The organism is Comamonas sp. MYb21, assembly GCF_037479395.1.
GTDB lineage: Bacteria > Pseudomonadota > Gammaproteobacteria > Burkholderiales > Burkholderiaceae_C > Comamonas.
In genome coordinates this window covers 275,965-302,037 of the sequence record NZ_JBBGZC010000009.1, presented here as the reverse complement: position 1 = coordinate 302,037, position 26,073 = coordinate 275,965, and the positions used below count along the sequence as shown (strand labels likewise).

The 26,073-nt window shown below is 63.8% G+C and carries 23 protein-coding genes; 9 read left to right on the top strand and 14 right to left on the bottom strand.

What is annotated here, in order from left to right:
- Both WH367_RS15430 and WH367_RS15425 read left to right on the top strand, forming a co-directional pair.
- Positions 1-736 (top strand): RHS repeat-associated core domain-containing protein (locus WH367_RS15430; RefSeq protein WP_339536755.1); only part of this gene is annotated, 736 nt, incomplete at its 5' end.
- A complete protein-coding gene (locus WH367_RS15425; RefSeq protein ID WP_339536754.1) occupies positions 737-1,102 on the top strand; it encodes a DUF6258 family protein in 366 nt (121 codons plus the stop codon). It abuts the gene before it with no gap.
- A gap of 80 nt (positions 1,103-1,182) precedes the next feature.
- On the opposite strand, the gene WH367_RS15420 is transcribed toward WH367_RS15425, so the two are convergent.
- Entirely contained in the window at positions 1,183-1,917 is a 735-nt protein-coding gene (locus WH367_RS15420) for a 16S rRNA (uracil(1498)-N(3))-methyltransferase (protein WP_339536753.1), read from the bottom strand.
- A gap of 53 nt (positions 1,918-1,970) precedes the next feature.
- Positions 1,971-3,116, bottom strand: coding sequence for an aminoglycoside phosphotransferase family protein (locus WH367_RS15415; RefSeq protein WP_339536752.1), 1,146 nt, complete (start codon positions 3,114-3,116; stop codon positions 1,971-1,973).
- A 123-nt stretch (positions 3,117-3,239) separates the two neighbouring features.
- Here WH367_RS15415 and WH367_RS15410 point away from each other — a divergent pair, with 123 nt between their 5' ends.
- From WH367_RS15410 to rsmA, 3 genes are all read left to right on the top strand, one after another.
- Positions 3,240-5,705: an LPS-assembly protein LptD gene (locus WH367_RS15410; protein WP_339536751.1), complete on the top strand. Its 2,466-nt coding sequence runs from the start codon at positions 3,240-3,242 to the stop codon at positions 5,703-5,705.
- Positions 5,706-5,719: 14 nt separating this feature from the next.
- On the top strand, positions 5,720-7,147 hold the full coding sequence (locus tag WH367_RS15405) for a peptidylprolyl isomerase (RefSeq protein ID WP_312987992.1): 1,428 nt from the start codon (positions 5,720-5,722) through the stop codon (positions 7,145-7,147).
- 118 nt (positions 7,148-7,265) lie between these two features.
- A complete protein-coding gene (gene rsmA / locus WH367_RS15400; protein WP_021026222.1) occupies positions 7,266-8,045 on the top strand; it encodes a 16S rRNA (adenine(1518)-N(6)/adenine(1519)-N(6))-dimethyltransferase RsmA in 780 nt (259 codons plus the stop codon).
- A 73-nt stretch (positions 8,046-8,118) separates the two neighbouring features.
- Here the strand turns inward: rsmA and WH367_RS15395 are convergent, their stop codons facing one another.
- The 3 genes from WH367_RS15395 to WH367_RS15385 form a co-directional block, all read right to left on the bottom strand.
- A complete protein-coding gene (locus WH367_RS15395; protein ID WP_027010748.1) occupies positions 8,119-8,544 on the bottom strand; it encodes a barstar family protein in 426 nt (141 codons plus the stop codon).
- Positions 8,545-8,679: 135 nt separating this feature from the next.
- Complete coding sequence (locus tag WH367_RS15390) at positions 8,680-9,090, bottom strand: ribonuclease (protein ID WP_339536750.1); 411 nt, start codon at positions 9,088-9,090, stop codon at positions 8,680-8,682.
- Between the two features lie 166 nt (positions 9,091-9,256).
- Complete coding sequence (locus WH367_RS15385) at positions 9,257-11,569, bottom strand: NADP-dependent malic enzyme (protein WP_339536749.1); 2,313 nt, start codon at positions 11,567-11,569, stop codon at positions 9,257-9,259.
- Between the two features lie 321 nt (positions 11,570-11,890).
- Between WH367_RS15385 and WH367_RS15380 the strand changes: the two genes are divergently transcribed.
- The 3 genes from WH367_RS15380 to WH367_RS15370 all read left to right on the top strand — a co-directional run bounded on the left by WH367_RS15380 (position 11,891) and on the right by WH367_RS15370 (position 13,574).
- The gene (locus tag WH367_RS15380) at positions 11,891-12,523 is read left to right on the top strand and encodes a hypothetical protein (RefSeq protein WP_021026225.1); all 633 of its coding nucleotides are present in this window, start codon (positions 11,891-11,893) and stop codon (positions 12,521-12,523) included.
- Between the two features lie 81 nt (positions 12,524-12,604).
- Positions 12,605-12,976 (top strand): hypothetical protein, encoded by a 372-nt coding sequence (locus WH367_RS15375; RefSeq protein WP_021026226.1) that lies wholly within the window; start codon positions 12,605-12,607, stop codon positions 12,974-12,976.
- A gap of 61 nt (positions 12,977-13,037) precedes the next feature.
- A complete protein-coding gene (locus tag WH367_RS15370) occupies positions 13,038-13,574 on the top strand; it encodes an ureidoglycolate lyase (protein WP_021026227.1) in 537 nt (178 codons plus the stop codon).
- 4 nt (positions 13,575-13,578) lie between these two features.
- Here WH367_RS15370 and WH367_RS15365 read toward each other — a convergent pair whose 3' ends face one another.
- The 6 genes from WH367_RS15365 to WH367_RS15340 all read right to left on the bottom strand — a co-directional run bounded on the left by WH367_RS15365 (position 13,579) and on the right by WH367_RS15340 (position 20,571).
- Complete coding sequence (locus WH367_RS15365; protein WP_339536748.1) at positions 13,579-14,763, bottom strand: amidase; 1,185 nt, start codon at positions 14,761-14,763, stop codon at positions 13,579-13,581.
- Between the two features lie 45 nt (positions 14,764-14,808).
- The gene (locus WH367_RS15360; RefSeq protein ID WP_339536747.1) at positions 14,809-15,825 is read right to left on the bottom strand and encodes an ABC transporter ATP-binding protein; all 1,017 of its coding nucleotides are present in this window, start codon (positions 15,823-15,825) and stop codon (positions 14,809-14,811) included.
- Positions 15,826-15,840: 15 nt separating this feature from the next.
- Positions 15,841-16,890: an ABC transporter ATP-binding protein gene (locus WH367_RS15355; RefSeq protein ID WP_339536746.1), complete on the bottom strand. Its 1,050-nt coding sequence runs from the start codon at positions 16,888-16,890 to the stop codon at positions 15,841-15,843.
- Positions 16,891-16,893: 3 nt separating this feature from the next.
- Positions 16,894-17,796, bottom strand: coding sequence for an ABC transporter permease (locus WH367_RS15350; protein WP_339536745.1), 903 nt, complete (start codon positions 17,794-17,796; stop codon positions 16,894-16,896).
- 27 nt (positions 17,797-17,823) lie between these two features.
- Positions 17,824-18,774: an ABC transporter permease gene (locus tag WH367_RS15345; protein WP_339536744.1), complete on the bottom strand. Its 951-nt coding sequence runs from the start codon at positions 18,772-18,774 to the stop codon at positions 17,824-17,826.
- A gap of 126 nt (positions 18,775-18,900) precedes the next feature.
- Positions 18,901-20,571, bottom strand: coding sequence for an ABC transporter substrate-binding protein (locus tag WH367_RS15340; protein WP_339536743.1), 1,671 nt, complete (start codon positions 20,569-20,571; stop codon positions 18,901-18,903).
- A gap of 162 nt (positions 20,572-20,733) precedes the next feature.
- Between WH367_RS15340 and WH367_RS15335 the strand changes: the two genes are divergently transcribed.
- Positions 20,734-21,987, top strand: a complete 1,254-nt coding sequence (locus WH367_RS15335) for a Zn-dependent hydrolase (protein ID WP_339517013.1) — start codon at positions 20,734-20,736, stop codon at positions 21,985-21,987.
- A 61-nt stretch (positions 21,988-22,048) separates the two neighbouring features.
- Here WH367_RS15335 and WH367_RS15330 read toward each other — a convergent pair whose 3' ends face one another.
- The 3 genes from WH367_RS15330 to WH367_RS15320 form a co-directional block, all read right to left on the bottom strand.
- On the bottom strand, positions 22,049-22,858 hold the full coding sequence (locus WH367_RS15330) for an IclR family transcriptional regulator (RefSeq protein ID WP_339536763.1): 810 nt from the start codon (positions 22,856-22,858) through the stop codon (positions 22,049-22,051).
- Between the two features lie 236 nt (positions 22,859-23,094).
- Positions 23,095-24,612 (bottom strand): CoA-acylating methylmalonate-semialdehyde dehydrogenase, encoded by a 1,518-nt coding sequence (locus WH367_RS15325; protein ID WP_339536742.1) that lies wholly within the window; start codon positions 24,610-24,612, stop codon positions 23,095-23,097.
- Positions 24,613-24,694: 82 nt separating this feature from the next.
- Positions 24,695-26,056, bottom strand: coding sequence for an aspartate aminotransferase family protein (locus WH367_RS15320; RefSeq protein WP_339517010.1), 1,362 nt, complete (start codon positions 26,054-26,056; stop codon positions 24,695-24,697).
- Between the last annotated feature and the right edge of the window lie 17 nt (positions 26,057-26,073).

Sequence of the window (26,073 nt, the reverse complement as noted above, 5' to 3'; positions counted from 1 at the left end):
CTGGGGCAATGTGCGGGTGGAGCATAACCCCAGCGGGCTGTACCAGCCGATCAGGCTGCCGGGGCAGCATGCGGATGGAGATACGGGGCTTTATTACAACCGGTATAGGTATTATGAGCCGAAAAATGGAGGATATGCCAATCAGGATATGCTAGGGGTGGCGGGAGGAGTAAATCTCGGAATGTACCCAGGAAATCCTCTCAAATGGATAGACCCTCAAGGGCTTTCTCCTGTAGCAACAAATTCCTGTGTTGTTGATCCAATTACCAAGCAAAATGTAGGGCGGTTTATTGTTGATTCACGAGGGAATATTGTCCCTGAGCCAGTGGGTGGCAAAACAATCCCTTACCCTTTATCCAACCCAGGAAGCCCAGACACACATACCTTATACGCAAATGGCTCAAATGCGTATAGATTAAATCCCCAAGGACATGCCAATAACCCAACCCCTCACGGACATGCACATTTACCTGGAACGGGCCCCAGCAGGAAAGGGCAGGGACCATCTCTTGATGTCAGCGGACAGCAAGTTCCTGCCAATAGCGCTGACGCACACATTGCATTAAAATCTCTGGGAGCAATCGACTTCCTGAGAAGCCTATACCAAATGGGTCAACTTAAATCCTGTACAGAAGGTGGTTTTGGACAGTGTTTTTGCGCTTTAAGTAATACAACCATGGGGCATGATGAAAGCACCTCAGACAATGCCTGCATGGGGAACATAATGGACCTTTAAATGATACTCAATGACAATCAAAAAATTTACTTAGGCGATCGGACTATAACCAAATTAATTTTTGAAACTCTAACTAATAAAATATCTATTGAATTTGACTGCGTCTCTATTTTTGCCACGAAACATTGGATCCCTGAGAAATCTATCGATATAGATAATTGCGTAATAGATTTTTTTGATGTTAAAAACTACTCCTTGACACCCACAGGATTTATTCCCAATGATTTCATAGTCAACATTGAAATGTCAAACCATAAAATAAATATCAAAACTTTAGGTGAGTTATACAATCCACAAAGTGAGCAACTAGATATTATAGAAGGTGATCTACACATTGAATTCGGCAGATACAATATCAACTATTAATAGCAAATTTTCATTAACAACAAGTGAATACTAATTTTCTAGTTAATTTACTGCACAACATTCAATTTCTGATCATTTACTCAGAGCGCTGCCAGATAACTTAAAGCCGCGAGCGGCGCCGTCTCGGCGCGCAAAACACGTGGGCCCAGGGTGACGGGTGCAAAGCCGTTGCCGCGCGCCAGCGCTTCTTCAGCGGGCGACAGGCCGCCTTCGGGGCCAGAGAGGAAAACCAGGGGCTGGGCGCCCGCCTGCTGCACCGCCTGGGCCAGCGGCTGGGTGCCGTCTGCCAGCGACAGCACCAGGCGCTGTGCATCGGCCAGGCCGCCGGCCTTGATCCACTGCGCCAGGTCCACCGGCGCATGGATGCGTGGCACCTGGTTGCGGCCGCACTGCTCGCAGGCGCTCGCGGCAATTGCCTGCCAGCGCTCCTGGCGCTTGGTGGCGCGGTCGCCCTTGAGGCGGGTGACCGAGCGCTCGGCCTCCAGCGGGGTGATGCTGGCCACGCCCAGCTCGGTCGCCTTCTCCACCAGCCATTCCATGCGCTCGCCAGCGGTAATGCCGGCCAGCAGGTGGACGGCACGCGCGGCTTCGCGCTCGATCGCCGTGTGGCCCTCGATCTGCACGGTCACATGGCTGCGGCCCATTTGCACAATGCTGGCGTCATATTCGCCCGCAGGCGTGCCGGCTTCGCCGTTGAACAGGGTGATGTGTTCGCCCGGCTGCATGCGAAACACCTGCACATGGCGCGCAGCCTCAGGCGGCAGATCCAGTGCAGCGCCTACGCGCAACTCAACGGGGCAGTAAAAACGGGGCATGGTGCTGGGTCAAAGTGGATGGCAGGAAAGGGCAGAGATTGCAGCAACGAGGTTCAACCCCGGCCCATCATCCAGCCGCCTTGCTCCTCGATGCCCTCAACCTCATGGATCAGGCGCATCAGCGGCACCAGCTCGCGGTAGCGCGAGGCCGTCGCGCGGATGTAGTGCAAAAAGCGCGGTGCATCGGCCAGGTAGCGCGGCTTGCCGTCGCGCAGGGTCAGGCGGGCAAAGATGCCGGCCACCTTCAGGTGGCGCTGGATCCCCATCCATTCGACTGCGCGGTAGAAGTCACCAAAATCGGCGCCAAAGCCCGAGGGGCTGTCAGCGCCCAGCAGGCCGGCCTTGCGCGCCTTCTCCCAGTAGCGGATGGTGATGTCCACGACAAAGTCTTCTTCCCAGCTGATGAAGGCATCGCGCATCAGGCTGGCAATGTCATAGGTGATGGGGCCGTAGAGGGCATCCTGGAAATCGAGCACGCCCAGCGGCGCGCCAGCAGTGGGCGGCACCATCAAGTTGCGCATCATGAAGTCGCGGTGCACAAACACGCGTGGCACCGACAGGTTCTGCGCCACGATGGCGTCAAAGGCATTTTGGAGCACGGCCTGCTGCTTGTCGCTCAGCTGCACCTGGCGGTGCTGGGCGATGTACCAGTCAGGGAACAGCTGCAGCTCGCGGCGTAGCACGGCCTCGTCATAAACGGGCAGCACGCCTTCGCGCGATGCCTTTTGCCAGTCCACCAAGATATCGACCGCCTGCATGTACCACTGGTAGGCGGCCTGGGAATCGGGCGGCTGGAGCTTCTCGATCACCGTCTGCGTGCCCAGGTCGGACAGCAGCATGAAGCCGTTAGCGGCATCCCAGTCCAGCACCTGGGGGGCATTCAGGCCTGCCTCGGCCAGCAGCGCTTGCACCTGTACAAAGGGTTCGCTGTTTTCCTTGTCCGGCGGCGCATCCATGATGATGCGGGTGCCGCCCTGCAGGTCGTCCACCCGCAGGTAGCGGCGAAAGCTGGCATCGGCAGACGCCAGGCGCAGGCTCTCGGGGCGCAGACCATGGCGGGCCGCCACTGCTGCCAGCCAGGGGGCAAACTGCGCGGCGCGGGTGGCATCGGCCCACACGACTGGGGTAACGCCCTGTAAAGATTGCTTGGCGCTGTCAGGCTGGGGTGCTACAGAAGATGCAGCAATAGGGTCAGACATGGGGGAAATAGATTGGCTCATGGATAATGCAGATTCTACAAAGCCCTGCCGCCCGGCTGGGCCCCAGATCCAGATCCGTGTGCATGTATGCACCGCAGATGCACAGGCCAGTGGCTATTTCCCATGGATATTCACGCTTTCACCGATGTGGCGCCAGCCTCGCCCCGCCCTGCAGGCGCCGCCGCAGGGCTGCGCGCGCGCGCAAACACCAACACATCGCCCCGCACCTTGTCCCGCACCCCCCTTAGCTTCTCCCCCACCACCATCGCCCGGCTGTGCATGGCCATGCTCTGGGCCTCGCCCGCGCTGGTGCTGGCCCAGGCGCCCGCTGGCAGCGACGACGCCGGCCTGGTGCTGCGCAGCAGCCCCCGCCTGCAAGAAAGCCTGAGCTCCGAGCAGCGCGGCAAGATGCCGGTCTACCTCGAGGGCGACGAGCTCACCGGCCAGACGGCGGACATGACCACCGTCACCGGCAATGCCAGCCTGCGCCGTGCCGACACGATGATCCGCGCCGACCGCCTGCGCTTTTACGAGCCCAGCAACACGGCCTATGCCGATGGCAATGTGCACATCAACCGCGCCGGCAGCGTGTTTGACGGCACCGAGCTGCAGATGCAGCTCGATTCGAACGAGGGTTTCTTCAAGGACGCCAACTACCGCCTGCTGCCCAACAACGGCTATGGCGTGGCATCCCGCGTGGATTTCATCGACCGCGAGCGCTCAGTCGTGCATGACGGCACCTACACCACCTGCCAGCGCGACGACGAGGCCAGCTGGCAGCCGGACTGGATCATCCGTGCTGAAAAAATCAGCATCGACAACCTCGAAGAGGTCGGTGTGGCCGAGAACGGCGTGCTCGAATTCAAGGGCGTGCCGATCATCCCCATCCCCAAGATGAGCTTTCCGCTGTCGGAAAAGCGCAAATCGGGCCTGCTGCCGCCCACCATGTCGCTCGACAGTGACAGCGGCTTCACCTACGCCCAGCCCTACTACTGGAACATTGCGCCCAACCGCGATGCGACCATCACGCCGACGGCCATGGTCAAGCGCGGCCTGGCGCTGGGCGGCGAGTTCCGCTACCTGGAGCCCACCTACAGCGGCACCCTGGCGGGCCTGTACATGCCCGGCGACCGCCTGCGCGACCGCGACCGCTGGTCCTGGCTGTGGATGCACAACGGCAGCCTGGATACGCCCATTGGCGGTCTGGGGCTGAACATCAACGCCAAGCGCGTGAGCGACTCGGACTACTGGCGCGACTTCCAGGGCAACAGCTACAAGCTCAACGAGCGCCTGCTCAACAGCGAAGCCTCGGCCAGTTGGTCGCGCGATGACCACAGCCTGCTGCTGCGCGCGCAGAAGTGGCAGACCCTGCAGGACCCGCTCTCGCCGATCGTGCCGCCGTATGACCGCATGCCCCAGCTGCAGTACCGCTACACGCCGCAGAACCTGCCGCTGGGCCTGGAAGGTTCGATCGAGGCCGATGCCACGCGCTTCCGTGCCGACACCAGCCTGCTTAACCAGCCCAATGCCGACCGCGGCTATATCCAGGCTGAGCTCAGCCGCCCCTTCATTGCGCCGCAGGGCTACATCACGCCCAAGCTGATGCTCAACACCCGGCACTACAACTTTGACAACTCGGGCCTGGCCACCGTCAGCAGCGCCAGCATCACCGTGCCCACCGTCAGCCTCGACAGCGGCCTGACCTTTGAGCGCTCGACGCGCCTGTTTGGCCGCAACCTGATCCAGACGCTGGAGCCGCGCGCCTTCTACACCTACACGCCCTACCGCGACCAGAGCATGATTCCGGTCTACGACACGGCGCCGTATGACTTCAGCTTTGCGACCATCTTCAGCTCGAACTCGTTCAGCGGCTATGACCGCATTGCCGACAACAACATGCTGACCGTGGGCGCCACCACGCGCTTTCTCGATGCCGAGACCGGCGCCGAGGCGGCGCGCTTTGGCATCGCCCAGCGCCTGCGCTTTTCGGACCAGCAGGTGGTCATGCCCAATGCCAGCTCGGTCAACGAGCGCTGGTCGGACATCATGCTGGGCGCGGGCATCAACTGGACGCCCAAGTGGGGCTTTGACACGACGGTGCAGTTCAACCCGGACAGCGGCCGCTCGGTGCGCTCGACCATGCAGGCGCGCTACAAGCCCGGCGACTACAAGACGCTGGCGCTGGCCTACCGCTACCAGGCACAGAACAGCGAGCAGATGGACCTGGGCTGGCAGTGGCCGGTCAATGAGATCTTTGGCTCCGGGGGCAAAAAAGCCAAGGGCGAAGGCCGCTGGTACACTGTGGGCCGCCTGAACTACAGCATGCGCGACAAGAAACTGGTGGATTCGGTCATTGGCTTGGAATACAGCGGCTGCTGCTGGAGCAGCCGTGTGGTGCTGCAGCGTTTGCAGAACTCGCTGGTACAGGCGAACACCAAGCTGCTGTTCCAGATGGAATTCACTGGCCTGACCAAACTCACCCTGGGCGCTGACCCGCTGGCCAGCATGCGCGAAAACGTGCCCGGCTACCAGTCTCTGCCCAGCGGCAACGGCTCTGCAGCGCCCAGCCGTTTCAGCAATTACGATTGAAGCATTCCCTGACCATGAAACAACGCATTCTCTCTTTGAGCGTGGCCTGCAGCCTGGCTTTGCTCGCTGGTGCCAGCGCAGCGCAAGGCTTCAAGGCTAGCAACGACAACGCATCCGCCGGCATGCGGGCCCCGGGCGCCGGCATCGGCACGCCAACGGCCGTGCCGTCGGTGGCGATCCCTGCTGCCTCGCTGGCCCAGCGCAGCAGCAATGCCCCCCGCTCTGCGGACTTCATCGTCGCGGTCGTCAATTCCGAGCCGGTCACCAATGTCGAAGTGCAGCAGCAGTACGACCGCCTGCGTGCCCAGGCCGAGGCCAACAACATCCCCGCCGAGACGGCACGCCGCCAGGCGCTGGAGATGCTGATCGGCCAGAAGATCCAGCTGCAGATGGCTGCCGAGCGCAACATCCAGGTGGACAACTTTGCCGTGCAGCAGGCCGAAGAGTCGGTCGCGCGCCAGAACAGCATGACCATGCCCGAGCTGCGCCGCCGCCTGGCCAGCGAAGGCATTCCAGAGGAGCAGTTCCGCGCCGATCTGAAAAAGCAGCTGGTGATCCAGAAGCTGCGCGAGGCCGAGGTCGACTCCAAGGTGCGCGTGAGCGACCTCGACATCGACCAGTACCTGCGCGAGCAAAAGGCCAAGGCCGGCATGGCCAGTGCCGCCACCCAGCTCAACCTGGGCCACATCCTGATCACCGTGCCGGAAAACGCCAGCGAAGACCAGGTCAAGCAGTTGCAGGCCAAGGCCCAGCAGGCAGCCGACAAGATCCGCGCCGGTGAAGACTTTGGTGCCGCCGTGGCCGAGTTCTCCGATGTGCCCGACGGCAAGGGCGGCGGCGCCATGGGCCTGCGCCCGGCCGACCGCTACCCCGAGCTGTTCGTCAGGGCGACGCAGTCCACGCCGCAGGGCGCCATTGCCGGCCCGGTGCGCTCGCCTGCGGGCTTCCACATCCTGAAGGTGCTGGAGAAGACGAGCGGTGAGGTGCCGGCCATCGTCACGCAAAGCCATGCCCGCCACATCCTGCTGCGCCCCGGCCCCCAACTGAGCGAAGCCCAGGCGGTGGAGCGCCTTGAAGACTACCGCCGCCGTGTGCTGGCCAAGCAGGACACGTTTGAAGACCTGGCCAAGCGCTACTCCGAAGACGGCAGCGCCAAGGAAGGCGGCGACCTGGGCTGGGCCAGCCCGCGCAAGTTCGTGCCGGAGTTCGAAGAAGCGCTCAACGCGCTGCAGCCCGGCGAGATCAGCCAGCCCATTGCCAGCCGCTTTGGTATCCACCTGATCCAGCTGCTCGAGCGCCGCGAGGCCAAGCTCAACCAGCGCGAGCAGCGTGACATGGTGCGCTCCATCGTGCGCGAGAACAAGCTCGAGCAGGCCTTCAGCACCTGGGCGCAGGAAGCCCGTGCGCGGGCCTATGTCGAATACCGCGACCCGCCCCAGTAACAGCCCAGCCGCCTGGGGCGTGATGACCCTGCCCGGCGCTGTGGCGCTGCGGCGGTGTCATCATCGGCCCCAAGCCTGCCAACCCAAGAGCGGTGCTTTCGCACCGCTTTGTCATTGCATGAAACACATTCCCCGCAAGCGCTTTGGCCAGAACTTTCTGACCGATCGCGCCGTCATCGACGCGATCGTCGACGCCATCCACCCACTGCCCGGCCAGACGGTGGTGGAGATCGGCCCCGGTCTGATGGCGTTGACCCAGCCGCTGGTCGAGCGCCTGGGCAAGCTCAGCGTCATTGAGCTGGACCGCGATCTGGCCCTGCGCCTGCGCACGCACCCGCAGCTCGATGTGGTCGAGTCCGATGTGCTGAAGGTCGATTTCCGCGCCCTCGCCCAGCGCCTGGGCGTGGCCAAGCTGCGCGTGGCCGGCAACCTGCCCTACAACATCTCCAGCCCCATCCTGTTTCACCTGCTCGACCAGGTCGATGTGGTCGAAGACCAGCACTTCATGCTGCAAAAAGAGGTGATCGACCGCATGGTGGCCGCACCCGCCACCTCGGACTACGGGCGCCTGACGGTCATGCTGCAATGGCGCTATGCGATGGAGAACGTGCTCTTTGTGCCGCCCGAGAGCTTTGACCCGCCCCCCAAGGTCGACAGCGCCGTCGTGCGCATGGTCCCGCGCGCCGAGCCCGCCCAACTCGATGCCAAGCTGCTCGAAGACCTGGTGCGCGTGGCCTTCAGCCAGCGCCGCAAGATCTTGCGCAACACCTTGGGCAAATGGCTGGAGGAAAAAGGCTACAGCGGCAACTTCGACCTGCAGCGCCGCGCCGAAGAAGTGCCGGTGGCCGAGTACGAACAGGCCGCTGCCAGCCTCTCGGCAGCGCCCAAGGCGGCCTGATCGTTGGGGCCCCGCCCATAAGCAAAACGCCCGGCGGAAGCCGGGCGTTTTTTCTTTCTCATCAGCAAGCCGATCAGAGGAAAGAGTAAAAGCAGCGAAAAGGCACCTTGCGCTCGGCCCAGTACTCGGCCGCATCGCGAAACACATCGAGCAGCTGCTCGCGCGCTTCGCGGTCAAACTTCATCGCAGTCGGGATCTGGTCCAGCACCACGACAAAGCCAGGCTGCGGGCCACTCTTGTGCAAAGGGTCGGTCAGGCAGTCGAACAGCGCATCGAAGTTCTTGCCGTAGTGCGACGGAAAATAAAACTGCATGCCAATCAACTCGAGCACATCGGCCTTGGACAGGGCGTGCGCCAGATTGGCGTACAAAAAGTGCTGCCCCAGGTTCTGGGCTGCGTCGCGCAGGTCCTCCAACCGGTAGGCCCGAATGGCCTGCACGATGTTGGGACGCACGAAACGCAGCGATGTATCTTGTACCTGACGAAGTGGAGTGTCCATCTCCGTTGCTCTTTCCATTAGCATTTTTTAAAAACCACACCCCATCCCTGGGGCTCATTGGGCATTGTTGACTTAGCACATCACTCTGCGCAAGACATCTCTTGCGGAAAAGCGACATAGGAGGAATCTGACTGGCTAATTCACAATACGCCGAAAGCTGCTGTAGTGATCCTGGGTGTAGTAGCAAGTATCGGGCATTGTGGCGACCTGACCGCCACAAATAATGCGACGCGCCCCGCGATCGCGGGAACCGGGTGTCTTGACGGTGTATTCCCGGTAGTAACCACGCGGGTGCCTGGGCAGTATGCGCTCACGGTTACCAAATACCGAGCCGTCCTTGTCATAGGGAAAGGGGCCGCCTTCGTAGATCAATACATAGGTTTTGCGGCCTTGCGGCGGCAATTCGGCCACCGCCACGACCGGCCCATCGAATGCGGAAGGCCCGCTGCCACGGGCCTGGACCCCTGGCGGCAGCGCAGCCATGACCACAGCGAGCACGCCAGCCTTCACAGACGAGCGGGCCAGAAAACCCCATGCTTTGAGCATCAACAACACCTTTCAGAACCGCGGACTTCACCGCAAGTTCAGCCAGTCAGTGTGACGGATTGCCCCTCAAAATGCAAGAAGCCTGCCCAAAATTTGAGCAGGCTTCTCAGTATTTTACAGCGGCAGGCGTGGCAGATTCAAGCCAACTGCACTGAAAATAACTCTATCAGCGCGCAAAATTCGCGTCTGCAACTGCAACGGCCGTCATGTTGACAATGCGGCGCACCGTGGCGCTGGGGGTCAAAATGTGCACCGGTTGGGCGGCACCCAGCAGGATCGGGCCAATGGCGATATTGCCACCCGCTGCCGTTTTGAGCAGGTTGTAGCTGATATTGGCCGCATCGATGTTGGGCAGCACCAGCAGATTGGCGTTACCGACCAGGGGGCTCTCGGGCATGATGCTGGCACGCTGCTTTTGGTCCAGGGCCACATCGCCGTGCATCTCGCCGTCCACTTCGAGCCAGGGCGCCTGGATGCGCAGCAGCTCCAGGGTCTGGCGCATCTTGACGGCGCTGGGCTGGTTGCTGGAGCCAAAGTTCGAGTGCGACAGCAGCGCGGCCTTGGGCTTGATACCAAAGCGCATCATCTCCTCAGCCGCCATGATCGTGATCTCGGCGAGCTGCTCGGCCGTCGGGTCGTAGTTCACATGGGTGTCGACCAGGAAGACCTGGCGCTCGGGCAGCAGCAGGCCGTTCATGCAGGCATAGGTGGCGGTGCCGGCGCGCTTGCCAATCACCTGGTCGATGTAGTGCAGGTGGATGGCGGTGTTGTTCCAGGTGCCGCAGATCAGCCCATCGACCTCGCCCTTGTGCAGCAGCATGCAGCCGATCAGGGTCAGGCGGCGGCGCATTTCGATCTTGGCGATCGGCACGGTCACGCCCTTGCGCTCGGCCATGCGGTGGTAGGACTGCCAGAAATCGCGGTAGCGGTCGTCATGCTCGACGTTGACCACATCGTAGTCCGTGCCTTCCTTGAGGCGCAGGCCGAACTTCTCGATGCGTTGCGCAATGATGGCAGGGCGGCCGATCAAGGTGGGGCGCGCCACGCGCTCGTCGACCACGATCTGGGCCGCACGCAGGATGCGCTCTTCCTCGCCTTCGGCGTAGGCAATGCGCTTTTTCGCAGCGCGCTTGGCCGCCATGAAGATGGGCTTCATCGCCGTGCCGGAAGCGTAGACAAAGGTCTGCAGGTGCTCGCGGTAGGCATCCATGTCCTGGATCGGACGCTCGGCCACGCCGCATTCCGCTGCCGCCTGCGCCACGGCCGGCGCAATCTTCATCATCAGGCGCGGGTCAAACGGCTTGGGGATCAGGTACTCGGGGCCGAAGGACAGGTCCTGGCCGGCATAGGCATTGGCGACCTCTTCGGTCTGCTCGGCCTGGGCCAGGTCGGCAATCGCGTGCACCGTGGCGATTTCCATCTCGGTGGTGATCGTCGTCGCGCCGCAGTCGAGCGCGCCCCGGAAGATATAGGGGAAGCACAGCACGTTGTTGACCTGGTTCGGGTAGTCCGAACGGCCCGTGGCCATGATGATGTCTTCGCGCACCGCCTTGGCGTCTTCCGGCGAGATCTCGGGGTTGGGGTTGGCCAGCGCGAAGATGATGGGGCGCGCTGCCATGCGCTGCACCATGTCGGGCTTGAGCACACCGCCCGCCGACAGGCCCAGGAACACATCGGCGCCGTCAATCACCTGCGACAAGGTGCGCTTGTCGGTTTCTTGCGCGAAAAGCTCCTTATCTTCGTCCATCAGCTCGGTACGGCCTTTGTAGACCACACCGACGATGTCGGTCACCATCACGTTTTCGCGCTTCAGACCAATCTCCAGCAGCAGGTTCAGGCAGGCCAGCGCCGCAGCGCCCGCGCCCGAGGCCACGAGCTTCACTTCTTCAATCTTCTTGCCTGCGACCTTGAGCGCGTTGACCATGGCCGCGGCCACGGTGATCGCGGTGCCGTGCTGGTCGTCGTGGAAGACCGGGATCTTCATGCGCTTGCGCAGCTCGCGCTCCACATAGAAGCACTCGGGCGCCTTGATGTCTTCCAGGTTCACGGCGCCAAAGGTCGGCTCCAGCGCGGCGATCACTTCCACCAGCTTCTGCGGGTCTTTTTCGTTGATTTCGATGTCAAACACATCGACACCGGCAAATTTCTTGAACAGAACGCCCTTGCCTTCCATCACCGGCTTGGAGGCCAGCGCGCCAATATCGCCCAGGCCCAGCACGGCCGTGCCGTTGGAGATCACCGCCACCAGGTTGCCACGGCTGGTGTACTTGAAGGCAGCTGCCGGGTCCTTGACGATCTCTTCGCAAGGCGCGGCCACACCGGGCGAATAGGCCAGCGCCAGGTCATGCTGGTTGGCCATGGGTTTGGTCGCGGCAATCGCCACCTTGCCGGGGCGGGGAAACTGGTGGTACTCCAGTGCGGACTGGCGCAGCAGCGCACGCTTGTCCACCGCAGTGGGGGTTGAATTCTTCTCAGTCATGGCGGTCTCCGGCATCACGCAGCATTCACTACGAAAAACAGCTGGAACATGCTGCCATCTGCATGCATGTCTCAACAGTATGTCCAAGGGCCCAGAACGATTGGCCCACCGCCAAAAGCTGTGGATCGTATACAAGGCACTCACCATTCTAGGCGCAGGCTAAAAATCAAGTATTCCAGTCGCCGACTAGAACTATGAAAAAGATGTATAGCTTTTTCCAGTTTGGGCATACATTGCGTAAAGCCCGCCCCTCTTGGCGGAAGCCAAGGTCTACAATGACAAACGTTTGCGCTTTATAGGCTCTGCAAGGCCTCATTTGTCATGGATTTAATGCTGCTGGTCGTTCTCATCCTGGGCGTGAGCTATGTGCTGCGCGCCAAGGCCCAAAAGCAGCGCATCGCCTTGCTGGCCCAATATTTGCGTAATTACGACATCGAAAAGCTGATGGAGCGCCTGGTCAGCAGCTATATGCGGGCGCTGGACGAGAAAGACAGCAACCGCCAGCAGCAAATCTGGGAGCTGCAGGCATCGGTGGAAAACAGCCTGGCCAGCCAGTTCAGCAGCTTTGCCGACACGCTGGCCAAGGCGCCCGAGCCGGCCAATGGCGCCACGTTCAAGATCAGCACCCAGGCGTTTTACTTCCCCTTCTCGCAGCTGATCGACAAGCTCCAGGGCGGCAGCAAGTCCTTTGACCTGCGCACCGCCATCCGCCTGCATGCCGATGGCATTGCCCGCGTCGTGGCCAACACCGCCGGCCGCAGCCCCAAGGACCGCGCCTTTACGCTGCTGGCCGAGATGTATCTGATGCAGCACACCTGCCACTGGTACTGCAAATCCAAGGCCGTGGCCTCGGCGCGCATGCAGCTGCGCAACCAGACCACCTATGAGCAGGTCATCCAGAGCGTCTCGCCCGAGACGCGCCATGCCTACCTGGCGCTGCTGGGCGCGCGCTGATTGCCGTGATTGGCTGACACCTGGGCGCCCGGCCTGCGGCGACAATAGTGGGGTTACCAGTACCACTACAGGGAAAAGCCCATGCCAGCCATTCCAACCCGACTTGCCGCCCTGGCAGCCGTCGTTGCCACTGCCAGCCTGCTGAGCGCCTGTGACGAACGCCCCGGGCCGATGAAACCCATCTCCGGCACGGTAGCGGCATCGCGCCAGCCCTTGCCCGACAAGCCGCTGTTCAACGCGCCCATCATCGACAGCCACTCGGTCCTGCCCCATGCCAAGGCCGACAAACACGATCCCCTGCCCCCTGCCGTGCCGCTGGCCTCTGCCGATGACCCCAAGGCCTCCAACGGCGGCACCACGGCCGAAGGCGGCAGCGTGAACCCCTCAGCCGGCATGGGCGCCGTCATCACCGACAGCAAGGGCGCGCAGCACGAAGCCGATGGCAAGCCTTGACCGAGCTGCTGCGCGGGTGCTGCATCGCCAATCAGGCACCGTCCTTGCTAGCTAGCTGGCCATGACGACCCCCAACACCCACCCCGCTGCACTGGTTCTGGAGGCGCGGCCTCTGACCGCGCACAACTTCTCGGCCTTTGGCACTGTGATTGGCCTGGCCGACCCCAGCCTGCCCAGCCAGTCCATCAACCAGGGCAATGCGCTGCGCTATGACCTGCTGCCCGATCTGCAGCTGACGGCGCAAGGCGGCTGGCCGATGCTGGCGCTGTTTCGCGCGCAGGCGCGGCAGTTTCCGCTGGCGGTGACCGAGGTCGAATGCCATGCACTGGGCAGCCAGAGCTTTGTGCCGCTGGGCACCCAGCGCTTTGTTGTGGTGGTGGCCGCTGCCGGCCCCGCTCCCCAGGCTGAGGATCTGCAGGCCTTTGTGACCGATGGCCGCCAGGGCATCGTGCTGGCGCCCGGCACCTGGCACCATGCCTTGCTCGCCGTCGAGGGCGGTGATTTCGCCGTCATCGAGCGGCGCGCCGATGCGCTGGATTGCCGCTGCGAAGCGATCAGCGCACCGCTGCAGGTTAGCCTGCCCGCTGATCTCGCTTAATCACTTACACCGCAGCTGCCAGCTGCTGCGCAATGGCGATCAAACTGCGGTCCGTGCCTGCCGGGCCCAGCAGCGAGATGCCCAAGGGCGCGCCATCGCGGCTGGCCAGCGGCAGCGAGATCTGCGGAAAGCCCGCCAAGCCCGCCAGGCACAGCATCTGCACGGCCTGGTTGCGGTAGGCCTCCAGCGATGCCTCATCGGCGCTGCGAAGCGGCGCAATATCGGGCATGGTCGGCATCACCAGCACGCCATCGCTGCCCAACAGATCAGCCAAATGCTGGCGGAAGCGCGCACGGAACTGCTCGGCCTCCTGCACCTGCGCATCCGTCACCTTGCTCGACCAGTCAAAGCGCTCCTTCACGCCCGGGCCCAGCACCGGCGCATAGCGGCTGATGAAGGCGCCATCGGTCATCCAGGCTTCGCGCCCCTGGATATAGCGAAAGCTCCAGTACATCGCGTCAAAGGAATCGAGCACCGCTTTGCAATCCTGCGCGCTGCCCAGCAGCTGCGTGATCTGCTGCAGCGCCCCATCCCAGGCCGGGCGCACAGCGCTGTCCACCAGGCCCCAGACATCGCTGGGCATCAGCAGGCGCGGGCGGTCCGGCAGCGGCGTCGTGTCGGGCGCCATCAGCACATCGGCCACGCGGGCAAAGGTATGGGCATCGCGGGCAAACCAGCCGCAGGTGTCAAAACTGTGGCACAGCGCCAGGGCTGACTCCAGGCTCACCCGGCCATGCGTGGGCCGTATGCCATACAGGCCGCAGTGGCTCGCCGGCGCACGCACCGAGCCGCCCGTGTCCGTGCCCAGCGCAAAGTCGCACATCCGGCTCGATACCGCCGAGGCCGAGCCCGACGACGAACCACCGGTGATGCGCTCGGGCGCATTGCCATTGATCGGCGCGCCAAAGTGGGCGTTGTTGCCATTCATCGAGAAGGCCAGCTCATCGGTCACCGTCTTGCCCGCCAGCGCCGCGCCGGCATCTAGCAGCTTTTGCACGGTGGGCGCCGTCTGCGTCTTGATGCCGGACAGGGCCAGCAGCAGCGGGTTGCCGCCCCCCGTGGGATAGCCTGCAATGTCGAACAAGTCCTTCACCCCAAAGTACAGGCCGCTGAGCGGGCCGGTGGCCGCATGGCGCACAGGCACATCGGGGTAGGGAACAAAGGCGTGGGCAGGGTCGTGCAAGGGCATGGTGAGATCAGTCCAGAGCAAAAAAGACGGTAGAAATGCAGCAGCCTAAGCGGCGGCTAGCACGTTGGGGGCAAAGGCAGCCGCCGTTGCAGTGTGCACGCAGCGCGCCATATGGCCAGGCGCCAGCGTGACCGGCTCCGGCACCGCTTGCAGGCAGGCGGCCGTGGCCAGCTTGCAGCGCGGCGCAAAGGCGCAGCCCGGTGGGATGGCGGTCAGGTCGGGCGGCGCGCCAGCAATGGTCTGCAGCGGCTGGCCGCGCTCCATCGCGCCATGGGATCGGCTTTGCAGCAAGGCCATGGTGTAGGGGTGGCGCGGGCTGCGGATCAGCTGCTCGGCCGTGCCCTCTTCCACAATGCGGCCCGCATACATCACCGCAATGCGGTCGGCCACTTCCACCGCCGCGCCAATATCGTGGGTCACAAACACAATGCCCAGGCCCAGCTCACGCTGCAGCTCGCGCAGCAGCAGCAGGATCTGGATCTGCACGGTGGCATCGAGGGCCGTGGTGGGCTCGTCGGCCAGCAGCACCTGCGGGTTGCAGGCCAGGGCCAGCGCAATCATCGCCCGCTGGCGCATGCCGCCCGACATCTCATGCGGGTAGGCCTTGAGGCGCTGCTCGGGGCTGGGAATGCGCACCCGCTCAAACAGCGCCAGCGCGCGCTGCTGCGCCTCGCTCTTGCTCACGCGCTCGTGCCGGCGTATCGCTTCGACAATCTGCGCGCCCACCGGGTAGACCGGGTCCAGCGCCAGCAAGGGGTCCTGAAAAATCATCGCGCAGGTCTTGCCGCGAAAGTCGTTGAGCGCGCCGCCGCGCAGCGCCAGCACATCCTGGCCTGCGACCCGGATCTGGCCCTTCATCGTGGTCTTGCGCTCAGGGTGCAGGCGCAGCAGGCTGCGCAGGGTCACGCTCTTGCCCGATCCCGATTCGCCAATCAGCGCCACCGCTTCGCCCTTGGCGACCGACAGGCTCACGCCGCTGACGGCCTGGACCACTTTCTTGCCACTGGCAAACTGCACATTCAGGTCCTGGATCTGGACCAGGGGAGGAGAGGCTGTGTTCATCGTGGTGCTCCGGGTTCAGGCGGCCAGCGCAGCAGCGGCGGCCAGGGGGTGGCCACTGCCGGGCTCATGCACCAGGCAGCGCGCGGCATGGTGCAGCTGCACCGGGGTGACGGCCGGCGCGGCCTGGGCGCAGACCGGCGCCGCCAGGGGGCAGCGCGGGTGAAAGCGGCAGCCCGTGGGCGGGTTGATGGGGTTGGGCGGGTCACCGGCCAGCGGTGCCACCAGGGTGCGGTGGCTCGGGTCCATCGACGGCACCGACGACAGCAAGGCCTTGGTGTAGGGGTGGGCCGGTGCGGCAAACAGCGCATCCGAGGGGCCAATCTCGGCCACCTGGCCCAGGTACATCACCATCACCCGGTCGCTGATGTAGTGCACCACCCCCAGGTCATGGCTGATGAAGACATAGGTCAGGCCAAACTCGCGCTTCAGGTCGGCCAGCAGGTTCAGCACCTGGGCCTCGACCGATTTGTCGAGCGCCGAGACGGCTTCATCCAAGATCACCATGCGCGGCTGCAAGGCCAGCGCGCGCGCAATGTTGATGCGCTGGCGCTGACCGCCCGAGAGCTCATGCGGGTAGCGCTCGGCAAAGCGGGCCGGCGCCAGGCCCACCCGGTCCATCAGGTGGTGGGCGCGGGCGACCGCCTCCTTGCGCGAGACGCCATGCACCTGCGGGCCAAAGGCGATTGAGTCCTCGATCGTCAGGCGCGGGTTGAGCGAGGCATAGCTGTCCTGGAACACCATCTGCACCTGGCGGCGAAACTCCTTGAGGCTCAGGTCGCGCGATCCCACCGTGCGGCCGTCAAACACCAGCTCGCCAGCGGTCGGGTCCATCAGGTGCATCAACAGGCGCGCCGTGGTCGACTTGCCGCAACCGGACTCGCCCACCACGCCCAGGGTCTCGCCCTTGAGCACCTCGAAATCGACGCCATCGACCGCGCGCACCAGCTTGCCTTGCTTGAGCGGGAAATGCTTGGTCAAACCGCGCACCGTCAGCAGCGGCTGAGCCGGGCCACCCACATCGGCGGCCAGGGTGGCGGCCGGGGCTAAAGAAGAAGGCTGGAGCATCGCTTACCCCTTGTTGTCCATGGCCGTGCGCAGGCCATCGGAGAGCAGATTGAAGGAGATGGAGGTGATGAAGATCATCAGCCCCGGCAAGGCCGCCACCCAGGGCTGGGTGTAGATCGCCGTGCGCAAGGTGTTGAGCATCAGGCCCCATTCGGGCTCGGGCGGCTTCACACCCAGGCCCAGAAACGACAGGCCCGAGGCCAGGATCATCGACACCGCAATCAGGCTGGTGGCGTAGACAAAGATGGGGCCCAGCACATTGCCCAGCACATGCACCCGCACGATGGTGAAGGCGCTGGCCCCGGTGGCACGCGCGGCCTCCACATAGTCGCGGTTGCGGGCCTGGGCCGTCACGCTCTCGGCCACGCGGGCGATCTGCGGGATAAAGACAATCGTCAGCGACACCAGCGAGTTGAAGATGCCCGCGCCCAGCGCGCCCGACAGCGCAATGGCCAGCAGCACCGAGGGGAAGGCGTAGAACACATCGATGGTGCGCATGATCACCGTGTTGGTGCGGCCACCGGCGTAGCCGGCCACAATGCCGATGCCCGTGCCGATCACAAAGGCCAGCAGCACCGGGGTGATGCCCATGAACAGCGACAGGCGCGCGCCCATCATCAGGCGCGAGAGCATGTCGCGGCCCAGCTCATCACTGCCCAGCGGCAGGCCTGCGGTGCCAATGGGCTTGAGCCGCTTGAGCATCGAGGCCAGGTAGGGGTCGGACGGCGTGATCCAGGGCGCCAGCGCCGCCACCACAATCAGCAGCACAATGACGGCGGCCGCGCCCATGGCCACCGGATCGTGCAGCAGGCGCTGCAGCACCGAGGACCAATAGCCGCGTGAGCGCTGGGCCGGCAGCGGCTGCACCTGGGCCGCTGCTGCATCGGGAAGGGAAAGACTGGTCATGGGGACGGAACCTCCAGAAATCTGCGCTCAGCGGGCGATGCGGGGATCAAGCAGGGTCTGCACCACATCGATGATGAGGTTGAGCAGCACAAAGAAAACGGCCAGCACCAGGATGGAGCCCTGCAGCAGCGGCAGATCGCGCTGGAAGATGGCCTGGTTGAGCAAAAAGCCGGTGCCCGGCCAGGAGAACACGGTCTCGATCAGGATGGAGCCGCCCAGCAGGTAGCCCAGCTGCAGGCCCATCACCGCCAGCGCGGTGGGCGCTGCATTTTTGAGCACATGGCGGAAGATGCCCAGATGGCCCAGGCCCTTGGCCTTGAGGCCGAGGATGAACTCTTGGTCCAGCAGCTCGGCCACCAGCGCCCGCACGGTGCGCGCAATGATGCCCATCGGGATCACCGACATGGTGATGGCCGGCAGGACCATGAACTGCACATGCGCCCAGTCCCAGGCCCAGTCGCCCGAGCCACCCGGCCCCGCGCCCGTCGCGGGCAGCCACATCAGCTGCGACGAGAAGACGATCACCATCACCATGCCCAGCCAGTAGTGCGGCACGCTGACGCCCAGCATCGACAGCATCGAGCAGCTGCGGTCCACCCAGGAGTTGCGGAAATACCCCGCCACAAAGCCAAACAGGCTGCCCAGCACAAAGCCGATCAAGGTCGCCACCACCGCCAGGCGCAAGGTGTTGACCACGGCGGCCATCACCTCGGTGGTCACCGGCCGGCTGGTGGCAATCGACTGGCCCAGATCGCCCTGCAACGCGCGCCAGACCCAGCGCAGAAACTGCTCGGGCAGCGGCCGGTTAAAGCCATAGAGCTCGCGCATCTGGGCCTGCAGCTCGGCAGATGCATCGGCGGGCAAGACCGACACCAGAGGGTCGCCGGGCGCAATATGCACCAGGGCAAAGCACAGCAGGGCCACGCCCAGCATGATGGGCAGGGTGTAGACAATGCGTCTGAACAGGTAGGCAAGCATGGCGGATCAGAGGTTCGTGGGGGAGAAGCGGACCATGCGGGGTCGCACTGGCGGGTTGGGCCATCGGCCTGCGCCCGGCATGCAGCGGTGTCTCAGCACCGGTCTGCATGCCCGGGGACGCCCGGCTTATTTCATCGTCATCGTCGCGATATCGATGAACCAGCTTTGCGGCTGCACCACGTTGCCGACCTTGGCCGACATGGCGCGTGGGCCCACATCGTGTGCCACAAACAGGAAGGGCGACTCATCGACCACCAGGGTGTGCAGCTCGGCCAGGGCCTTGTCGCGTTCCTTGGCATCAAAGGTGGTGCGGGCCTTGTCCACCACCGCGTCCACCTGCTTGTTGCTGTAGAAGCCCCAGTTGTTGGACAGCGGCGGGAAGGACTTGGTGCTGACAAAGCGCACCATCGCAAAGAAGGGGTCCATGGTCGCTGCCGTCACATTGGTGGCGCTGGCCTTGTTGGCACCCGGGTCCTTGGCGCCCAGGCGCCAGCCGGAAAACAGCGTGTTCCACTCCACCACATCGAACTCGACATCAAAGAAGCATTCCTTGAGGTTCTGCTGGATGAACTCGTTCATCGGCAACGGTTGCATCTGGCCCGAGCCCGAGGCGGAGGTCTGGATCTTCACCTTGATCGGCTTGCTGGCGCTAAAGCCCGCCTGTGTCATCAGCGCCTGCGCGGCCTTCACGTCGTACTTGATCTGGAAGCTGGGGCTGCCGCGCCAGGGGTGGCCAGGCTCAAAAATGCCGGTGGCCGGCTCCATCTGGCCATTCAAGAGCTGCTTCATGCTGGCGCGGTCCACGCAGAGGTTGGCGGCATGGCGCACGCGCTTGTCCAGCCAGGGCGAGCCTTCCACAAACGAGAACTGCCAGGGCCAGATGTGGGGCTGCAGGTTGGAATACACCTTGAAGCCGCGTGCCTTGATCGCATCGAGCGCATCGGGCGCCGGCGCCTCGATCCAGTCCACCTGGCCGCTCATCAGCGCGGCAGTGCGCGAGTTGGCCTCAGGCAGCGGCAGCAGCACCACCTTGTCGATGGTCGGCGTGCGCTTGGGGTCCCAGTAGCTGGCATTCTTCACCATCTCAAAGCGCTCGCGCGGCACCAGGCGTGCGCCCTTGAAGGGGCCGGTGCCCGAGGGGTCGGCGGCAAACGCCGTCCAGGCGGCCTTGCTGCGCTCGGCCTTGCCGCTGACGGAGGCCGGCACTGCAGCCAGCTTCTTGGCCCAGTGCGCGGGCGAGGCCATGAACAGATTGCTCAAGTTGATCGGCAAGAAGGAATCGGGCTCGGTGGTGGTCAGCTCGACGGTCAGGTCATCGATCTTCTTGGCGGACTTGAGCGTGGGCATGCGCGAGGCGGTCACGCCCACCTGGGCCGGGTCAAACTGCTCGGCCTCCTTGTCCAGCACCTTGTTCACGTTCCAGACCACGGCATCGGCCGTGAAGGCGCTGCCATCGTGGAACTTGACACCGGGGCGCAGCTTGAACAGCCACTTGGTCTTGTCCTTGGCATCCACCTCCCAGGACAGCGCCAGGCCCGGCACCAGCTCGCTGGGCTTGTCGGCCTTGCTCAGGTCCCACTGGGTCAGCGCGTCATACATCGGGATGCCGGTAAAACGGTTGCCCTCAAAACCCTGGTCGGGCTGGCCCGAGGTGCGCGGGATATCGCCCGCAGTCATTGCAATGCGCAGCACCTTTTCCTGGGCCATGGCAGCACCAGCGCCCAGCGCCAGGGTGACAGCCAGAGCCAGGCTTTTGAGCGCGGGACGGGAGACGGAGAAACCGGAAGACGCTTGCATCACAGGACCTTTCCAAGGAGTGGGGGATGACAAGTCCAAAGCAAGCTGCGTGCCACATCACGCATATCGATAATCGATACAAGTGTTTGATTCATCGATATTTTTGGCATGCTTTATGCGAACGCCCTGCGCATTGATCGCCTCACTTTCAGGAGTACCCGCATGACCCCAATAGACAGCCTGCGCATTGATGAAAACCGCCTCTGGCAATCGCTGATGGATCTCGCCCAGATAGGGGCCACGCCCAAAGGCGGTGTCTGCCGCATTGCCTTGACCGACGAGGACAAGGCCGGCCGCGACCAGGTCGTGCAATGGTTCCGCGACGCAGGCCTGCAGGTGCGCGTGGACGAAGTGGGCAATGTGTTTGGCCGCCGCCCCGGCACCGATCCGCAGGCACGCGCCGTAGCCACCGGCAGCCATATCGACACCCAGCCCACCGGCGGCAAGTTCGATGGCAACTACGGCGTGCTCGCCGGCCTGGAGGTGGTGCGCACGCTCAACAGCCATGGCATCCAGACCCGCGCGCCGCTGGAAGTGGCCTTCTGGATGAACGAGGAAGGCACGCGCTTCACGCCGGTGATGATGGGCTCTGGTGCATTTGCGGGAATTTTTGGTGCAGACCACATCCGCTCGCAACAAGATGGTGCAGGCCTTACCGTCGGCGCTGAGCTGGCCCGCATCGGCTACCTGGGCGATGTGGCCTGCGGTGATGTGCCCGGTGGCGCCTTTGCCGCTTATTTTGAAGCGCATATCGAGCAAGGCCCGGTGCTGGAAGCCTATGACAAGCCGATTGGCATCGTCAGCGGCGCGCTGGGCCAGCAGTGGTATGACGTGACCGTCACCGGCATGGACGCCCATGCCGGCCCCACGCCGATGAACCTGCGCCATGACGCGATGCTAGCCTCTGCCCGCATGGTCGATGCCGTCAACCGCATTGCACTGGACCAGGCGCCGCACGGGCGCGGCACCGTCGGCCATCTGCAGGTGCTGCCCAACTCCCGCAATGTGATCCCGGGCCAGGTGAAGTTCAGCGTCGACTTTCGCAACCTTTCGCAGACCGGCCTGGATGCGATGGACGCCGCCATGCGCGCAGAGTTTGCGCGGCTGGCCGCCCAGTGCCAATGCCAGGTGGAGATCACGCAGGTGGTGCGCTTTGCGCCCTGCATCTTCCACCCCGACTGCGTGGCCAGCGTGCGTGGCGCGGCCGACACCTTGGGCTACGACCACATGGAGGTCGTCAGCGGCGCCGGCCATGACGCCGTCTATGTGCACAGCGTGGCGCCCACCGCGATGATCTTTGTGCCCTGCAAGGATGGCATCAGCCACAACGAGATCGAGGACGCCAAATCCGAGCACCTGGCTGCTGGCTGCAATGTGCTGCTGCATGCGATGCTGGCGCATGCAGGGGTGGCTTGATGCGGCGCTGAAAGGCCATCAAAGCGGTAGAAGAACGTGCAGCGCTCGGGCTCCGCGTTTTTTAGTCAGCCGGCAATAGCTGCGACACTGCCCGCGCGCATTCAATCACCAGCGGCGCCAGCGCCTGCTGGGCATCGGCCATGTTCCAGCGGCTGGTAGGGGGCGCCAGGTGGATGGCGCCCACGACCACGCCGCGTGCATTGAAGACCGGCGCGGCAATGCCCATATCGCCCAGAAACAGCTCTTCGCAGTTGGTGGCATAGCCCGTTTGCTGGCACAGCGCCAGGCGCTCCATGACGGCATCCACCGTCGTCAGGGTGGCGCGGGTGCGCGCGGGCATCGGCGCCTGCTGCAGCAGAGCGCGCGCCTCTGGCGCAGGCAGCTGGCTCAGGTAGGCGCGGCCGCAGCTGCTGGCGTACAGCGGCACCTGGGTGCCCACCGGTGTCAGCACGGGGATGTGCTGCGTCGTCAGCACCTGGGCCAGGTAGACCATGTGCGTGCCCGCAGGCTCGGACAAGGTCGCCGTCTCACCGCTTTGCCGCGCCAGCTGCGCCAGATAGGTGTGGGCGGCGCTGATCATCGGGTGCGCCTCCAGGTAGTTGAAGCCCAGCTCCACCACGCGCGGCAGCAGCACAAAGCGCCGCGTGCTCGGGTGCTTGCCGATATAGCCCAGCGCCTGCAAGGTGTGCACCGAGCGCTGCGCCGAAGCCTTGGTCATGCCGGCAGCCTGCGCAATCTCGGCCAGGGTCATGCTGCGGTGCGCGGCGTTGAAGGCACACAGCACCTGCAGGCCCTTGGCCAGCGAGAGGTTGAACAGGCTGTCGGATGGGAGATCGGACGTGGGCACCGGCGTGGGCACCGGCGCGGGCATCGGCCTGGGATCCAATGCGGGCACAGCCGCAGACAAAGCCGCCACCGGTGGGTGTGCCGGTGGCGTGCTGGGGGAGGTGCTGTGGGCAGCAGCTTCGGCAGAAGCTGCGGTGTCCGAAGTTCGGCGGTGGGCGGTGCTGGTGCGCATGGTGCAAAGGCTGGGGGCAATGCCCTGGCCTTCGCAAGAAACGCACCAACTTGCAGCCGGGCCCATCGCTGGGCGGCTGCTGCTGCGTATTAGCGGCTGCTCGGGAAGCTGAACACCGCGCCATCGCGCACACCGGCGCTGGGCCAGCGCTGGGTGATGGTCTTGCGCTTGGTGTAGAAGCGCACGGCGTCAGGCCCGTAGGCATGCAAGTCACCAAACAGGCTGCGCTTCCAGCCGCCAAACGAGTGGTAGGCGACGGGCACAGGCAGCGGCACATTGATGCCAACCATGCCCACCAGAATATGGTCGCTGAAGTAGCGCGCCGCCTCCCCATCGCGGGTGAAGATGCAGGTGCCGTTGCCGTACTCGTGCGCGTTGATCAGGTCCATCGCCTCTTGCAAGGTCTTGACGCGCACAATGCCCAGCACCGGACCAAAGATCTCTTCCTGGTAGATCTTCATGCCGGGGCGCACGTTGTCGAAGAGGCACGGGCCCAGGAAGTAGCCTTCCTCATGACCGGCCACCTGCAGGCTGCGGCCGTCGATCAGCAGCTTGGCGCCCTCTTGCACACCGCTGTCCACATAGGCCTTGACCTTCTCGAAATGCGGCTTGGTGATCAGCGGACCCATGTCGTTGCCATTGTCGGTGCCCGGGCCCACCTTCATCTTGGCAATCTCGGCGCTGAGGCCCGCAATCATCTGGTCAGCCACCTCGTCGCCCACGGCCACCACCAGCGGCACGGCCATGCAGCGCTCGCCGCAGCTGCCGTAGGCGGCGCCCATCATCGCGGTCACCGCGTTGCTGATGTCGGCATCGGGCATCACCACCGCATGGTTCTTGGCACCACCCAGCGCCTGCACGCGCTTGCCGCTCTTGCAGCCTTCGCCGTAGATGTACTCGGCAATAGGGGTCGATCCGACAAAGCTCACCGCCTTGACGCGCGGGTCATGCAGCAGGGTATCGACCGCTTCCTTGTCGCCGTTGACGACGTTGAGCACCCCCGGTGGCAGGCCGGCTTCCTGCGCCAGCTGGGCAATGTACAGCGCGCTGGTCGGGTCGCGCTCGGAGGGCTTGAGCACAAAGGTATTGCCGCAGGCCACGGCCATGGGCCACATCCACAAAGGCACCATCGCGGGGAAGTTGAAGGGCGTGATGCCCGCCGTCACACCCAGCGCCTGGAACTCGCTCCAGCTGTCGATATTGGGGCCCACATTGCGGCTGTGCTCGCCCTTGAGCAGCTCGGGCGCGTAGCTGGCGAACTCGACGTTCTCGATACCGCGTTGCAGCTCGCCATGCGCATCGGCCAACACCTTGCCATGCTCGGCGGTGATCATCGCGGCGATCTTGTCGGCGTTCTGCTCCAGCAGCACCTTGAGCTGGCCCATGATGCGCGCGCGCTTGAGCGGCGGCGTATTGCGCCAGGCGGGGAAGGCCTTTTCGCCAGAGGCAATCGCGGCCTCCACCGTCGCCTTGCTGGCCAGCTCCACGCTCACCGTCGATTGGCCCGTTGCCGGGTTGAACACCGGCTGCGTGCGGCCGCCATCGTGCACGATCTTGCCGTCGATCAAATGGCCTACCGTGGCCGTCACATTCTTGTCGTGGTTCATGTCAGTCTCTCTTGGATGCAATTCAAAAACAGCACCGGCGCCCTGAACCAGGGCGCCAGATACGAGGGCAGTTATAGGTGAATCAGTTGGTTTCAGCCAGCGCGTCACCCAGCGCATTGATCAAACGGTCGATCTCGGCCTTTTCGCTGATAAAGGGCGGCGCCAGCTGGATGGTGTCGCCACCATAGCGCACGTAGAAGCCTTTTTCCCAGCACTTCATCGCGATCTCATAGGGGCGCTTGGCCGGCTCGCCGGGCAGCGCGGCAATCGTAAAGCCCGCAGCCAGGCCGTAGTTGCGGATATCAGCGATGTGCTTGGCGCCCTTCAAGCTGTGCACCGCGTTTTCAAAGTAAGGCGCCAGCGCCTTGACGCGGCCGGGCATGTCTTCTTTTTCCAGAATGTCCATCACCGCCACACCGGCCGCGCAGGCCACCGGGTGGGCCGAGTAGGTGTAGCCGTGGGCAAACTCCAGCATGTACTCGGGGCCGCCTGCGGCCATGAAGGTGTCGTAGATGTCCTTGGTGACCACGCAGCCGCCCAGCGGCTGGGCGCCATTGGTCACCTGCTTGGCAAAGTTCATGATGTCGGGCACCACGCCAAAGGCTTCTGCGCCCGTCCAGGCACCGCAGCGGCCAAAGCCGGTGATGACCTCGTCAAAAATCAGCAGAATGCCGTTTTGCGTGCAGATCTCGCGGATGCGCTCCAGGTAGCCCTTGGGCGGGATCACCACGCCGGCCGAACCCGAGAACGGCTCGACGATCACCGCTGCGATATTGCTCGCGTCATGCAGCGCGATCACATCGAGCAGCTTGTCGGCCAGCGCGCGGCCGCCTTCATCGGACATGCCCTTCTGGAAGGTGCCAGCTGGCGGCTGGGTGTGGGGCAGGTGGTCGGCCACAATGCCCTGGCCAAACATCTTGCGGTTGCCGGCAATGCCGCCCACCGAGATGCCGCCGTAGTTCACGCCGTGGTAGCCTTTCTCGCGGCCCACCAGCACCGTCTTGCCGGCCTGGCCCTTCAAGCGCCAGTAGGCGCGCACCATCTTGAGCGAGGTGTCGGCCGCTTCCGAGCCCGAGCCGGTGAAGAACACATGGTCCAGGCCTGCTGGCGTGTGTTCCTTGATCTTGTTGGCCAGCGCAAACGAGGCGGGGTGGCCAAACTGGAAAGCCGGTGCGTAATCGAGCTGCAGCGCCGCCTTGCCAATCGCCTCGGCCACTTCCTTGCGGCCATGGCCAATGCCCGAGCACCACAGGCCCGAGAGGCCGTCAAAAATCTTGCGGCCATCGGCATCGGTGTAGTAGGCGCCCTGGCCGCTGACGATCATGCGCGGCTTGGCCTTGAAGTTGCGGTTGCCGGTAAAGGGCATCCAGTGTGCGTCCAGCCAGGCCGCATCGGTGCGCAGCTGCGTGCTGCCCGTCGTATCGTCAATCTGCACAAAGCTCATGTCTGCTCCTTGAATCC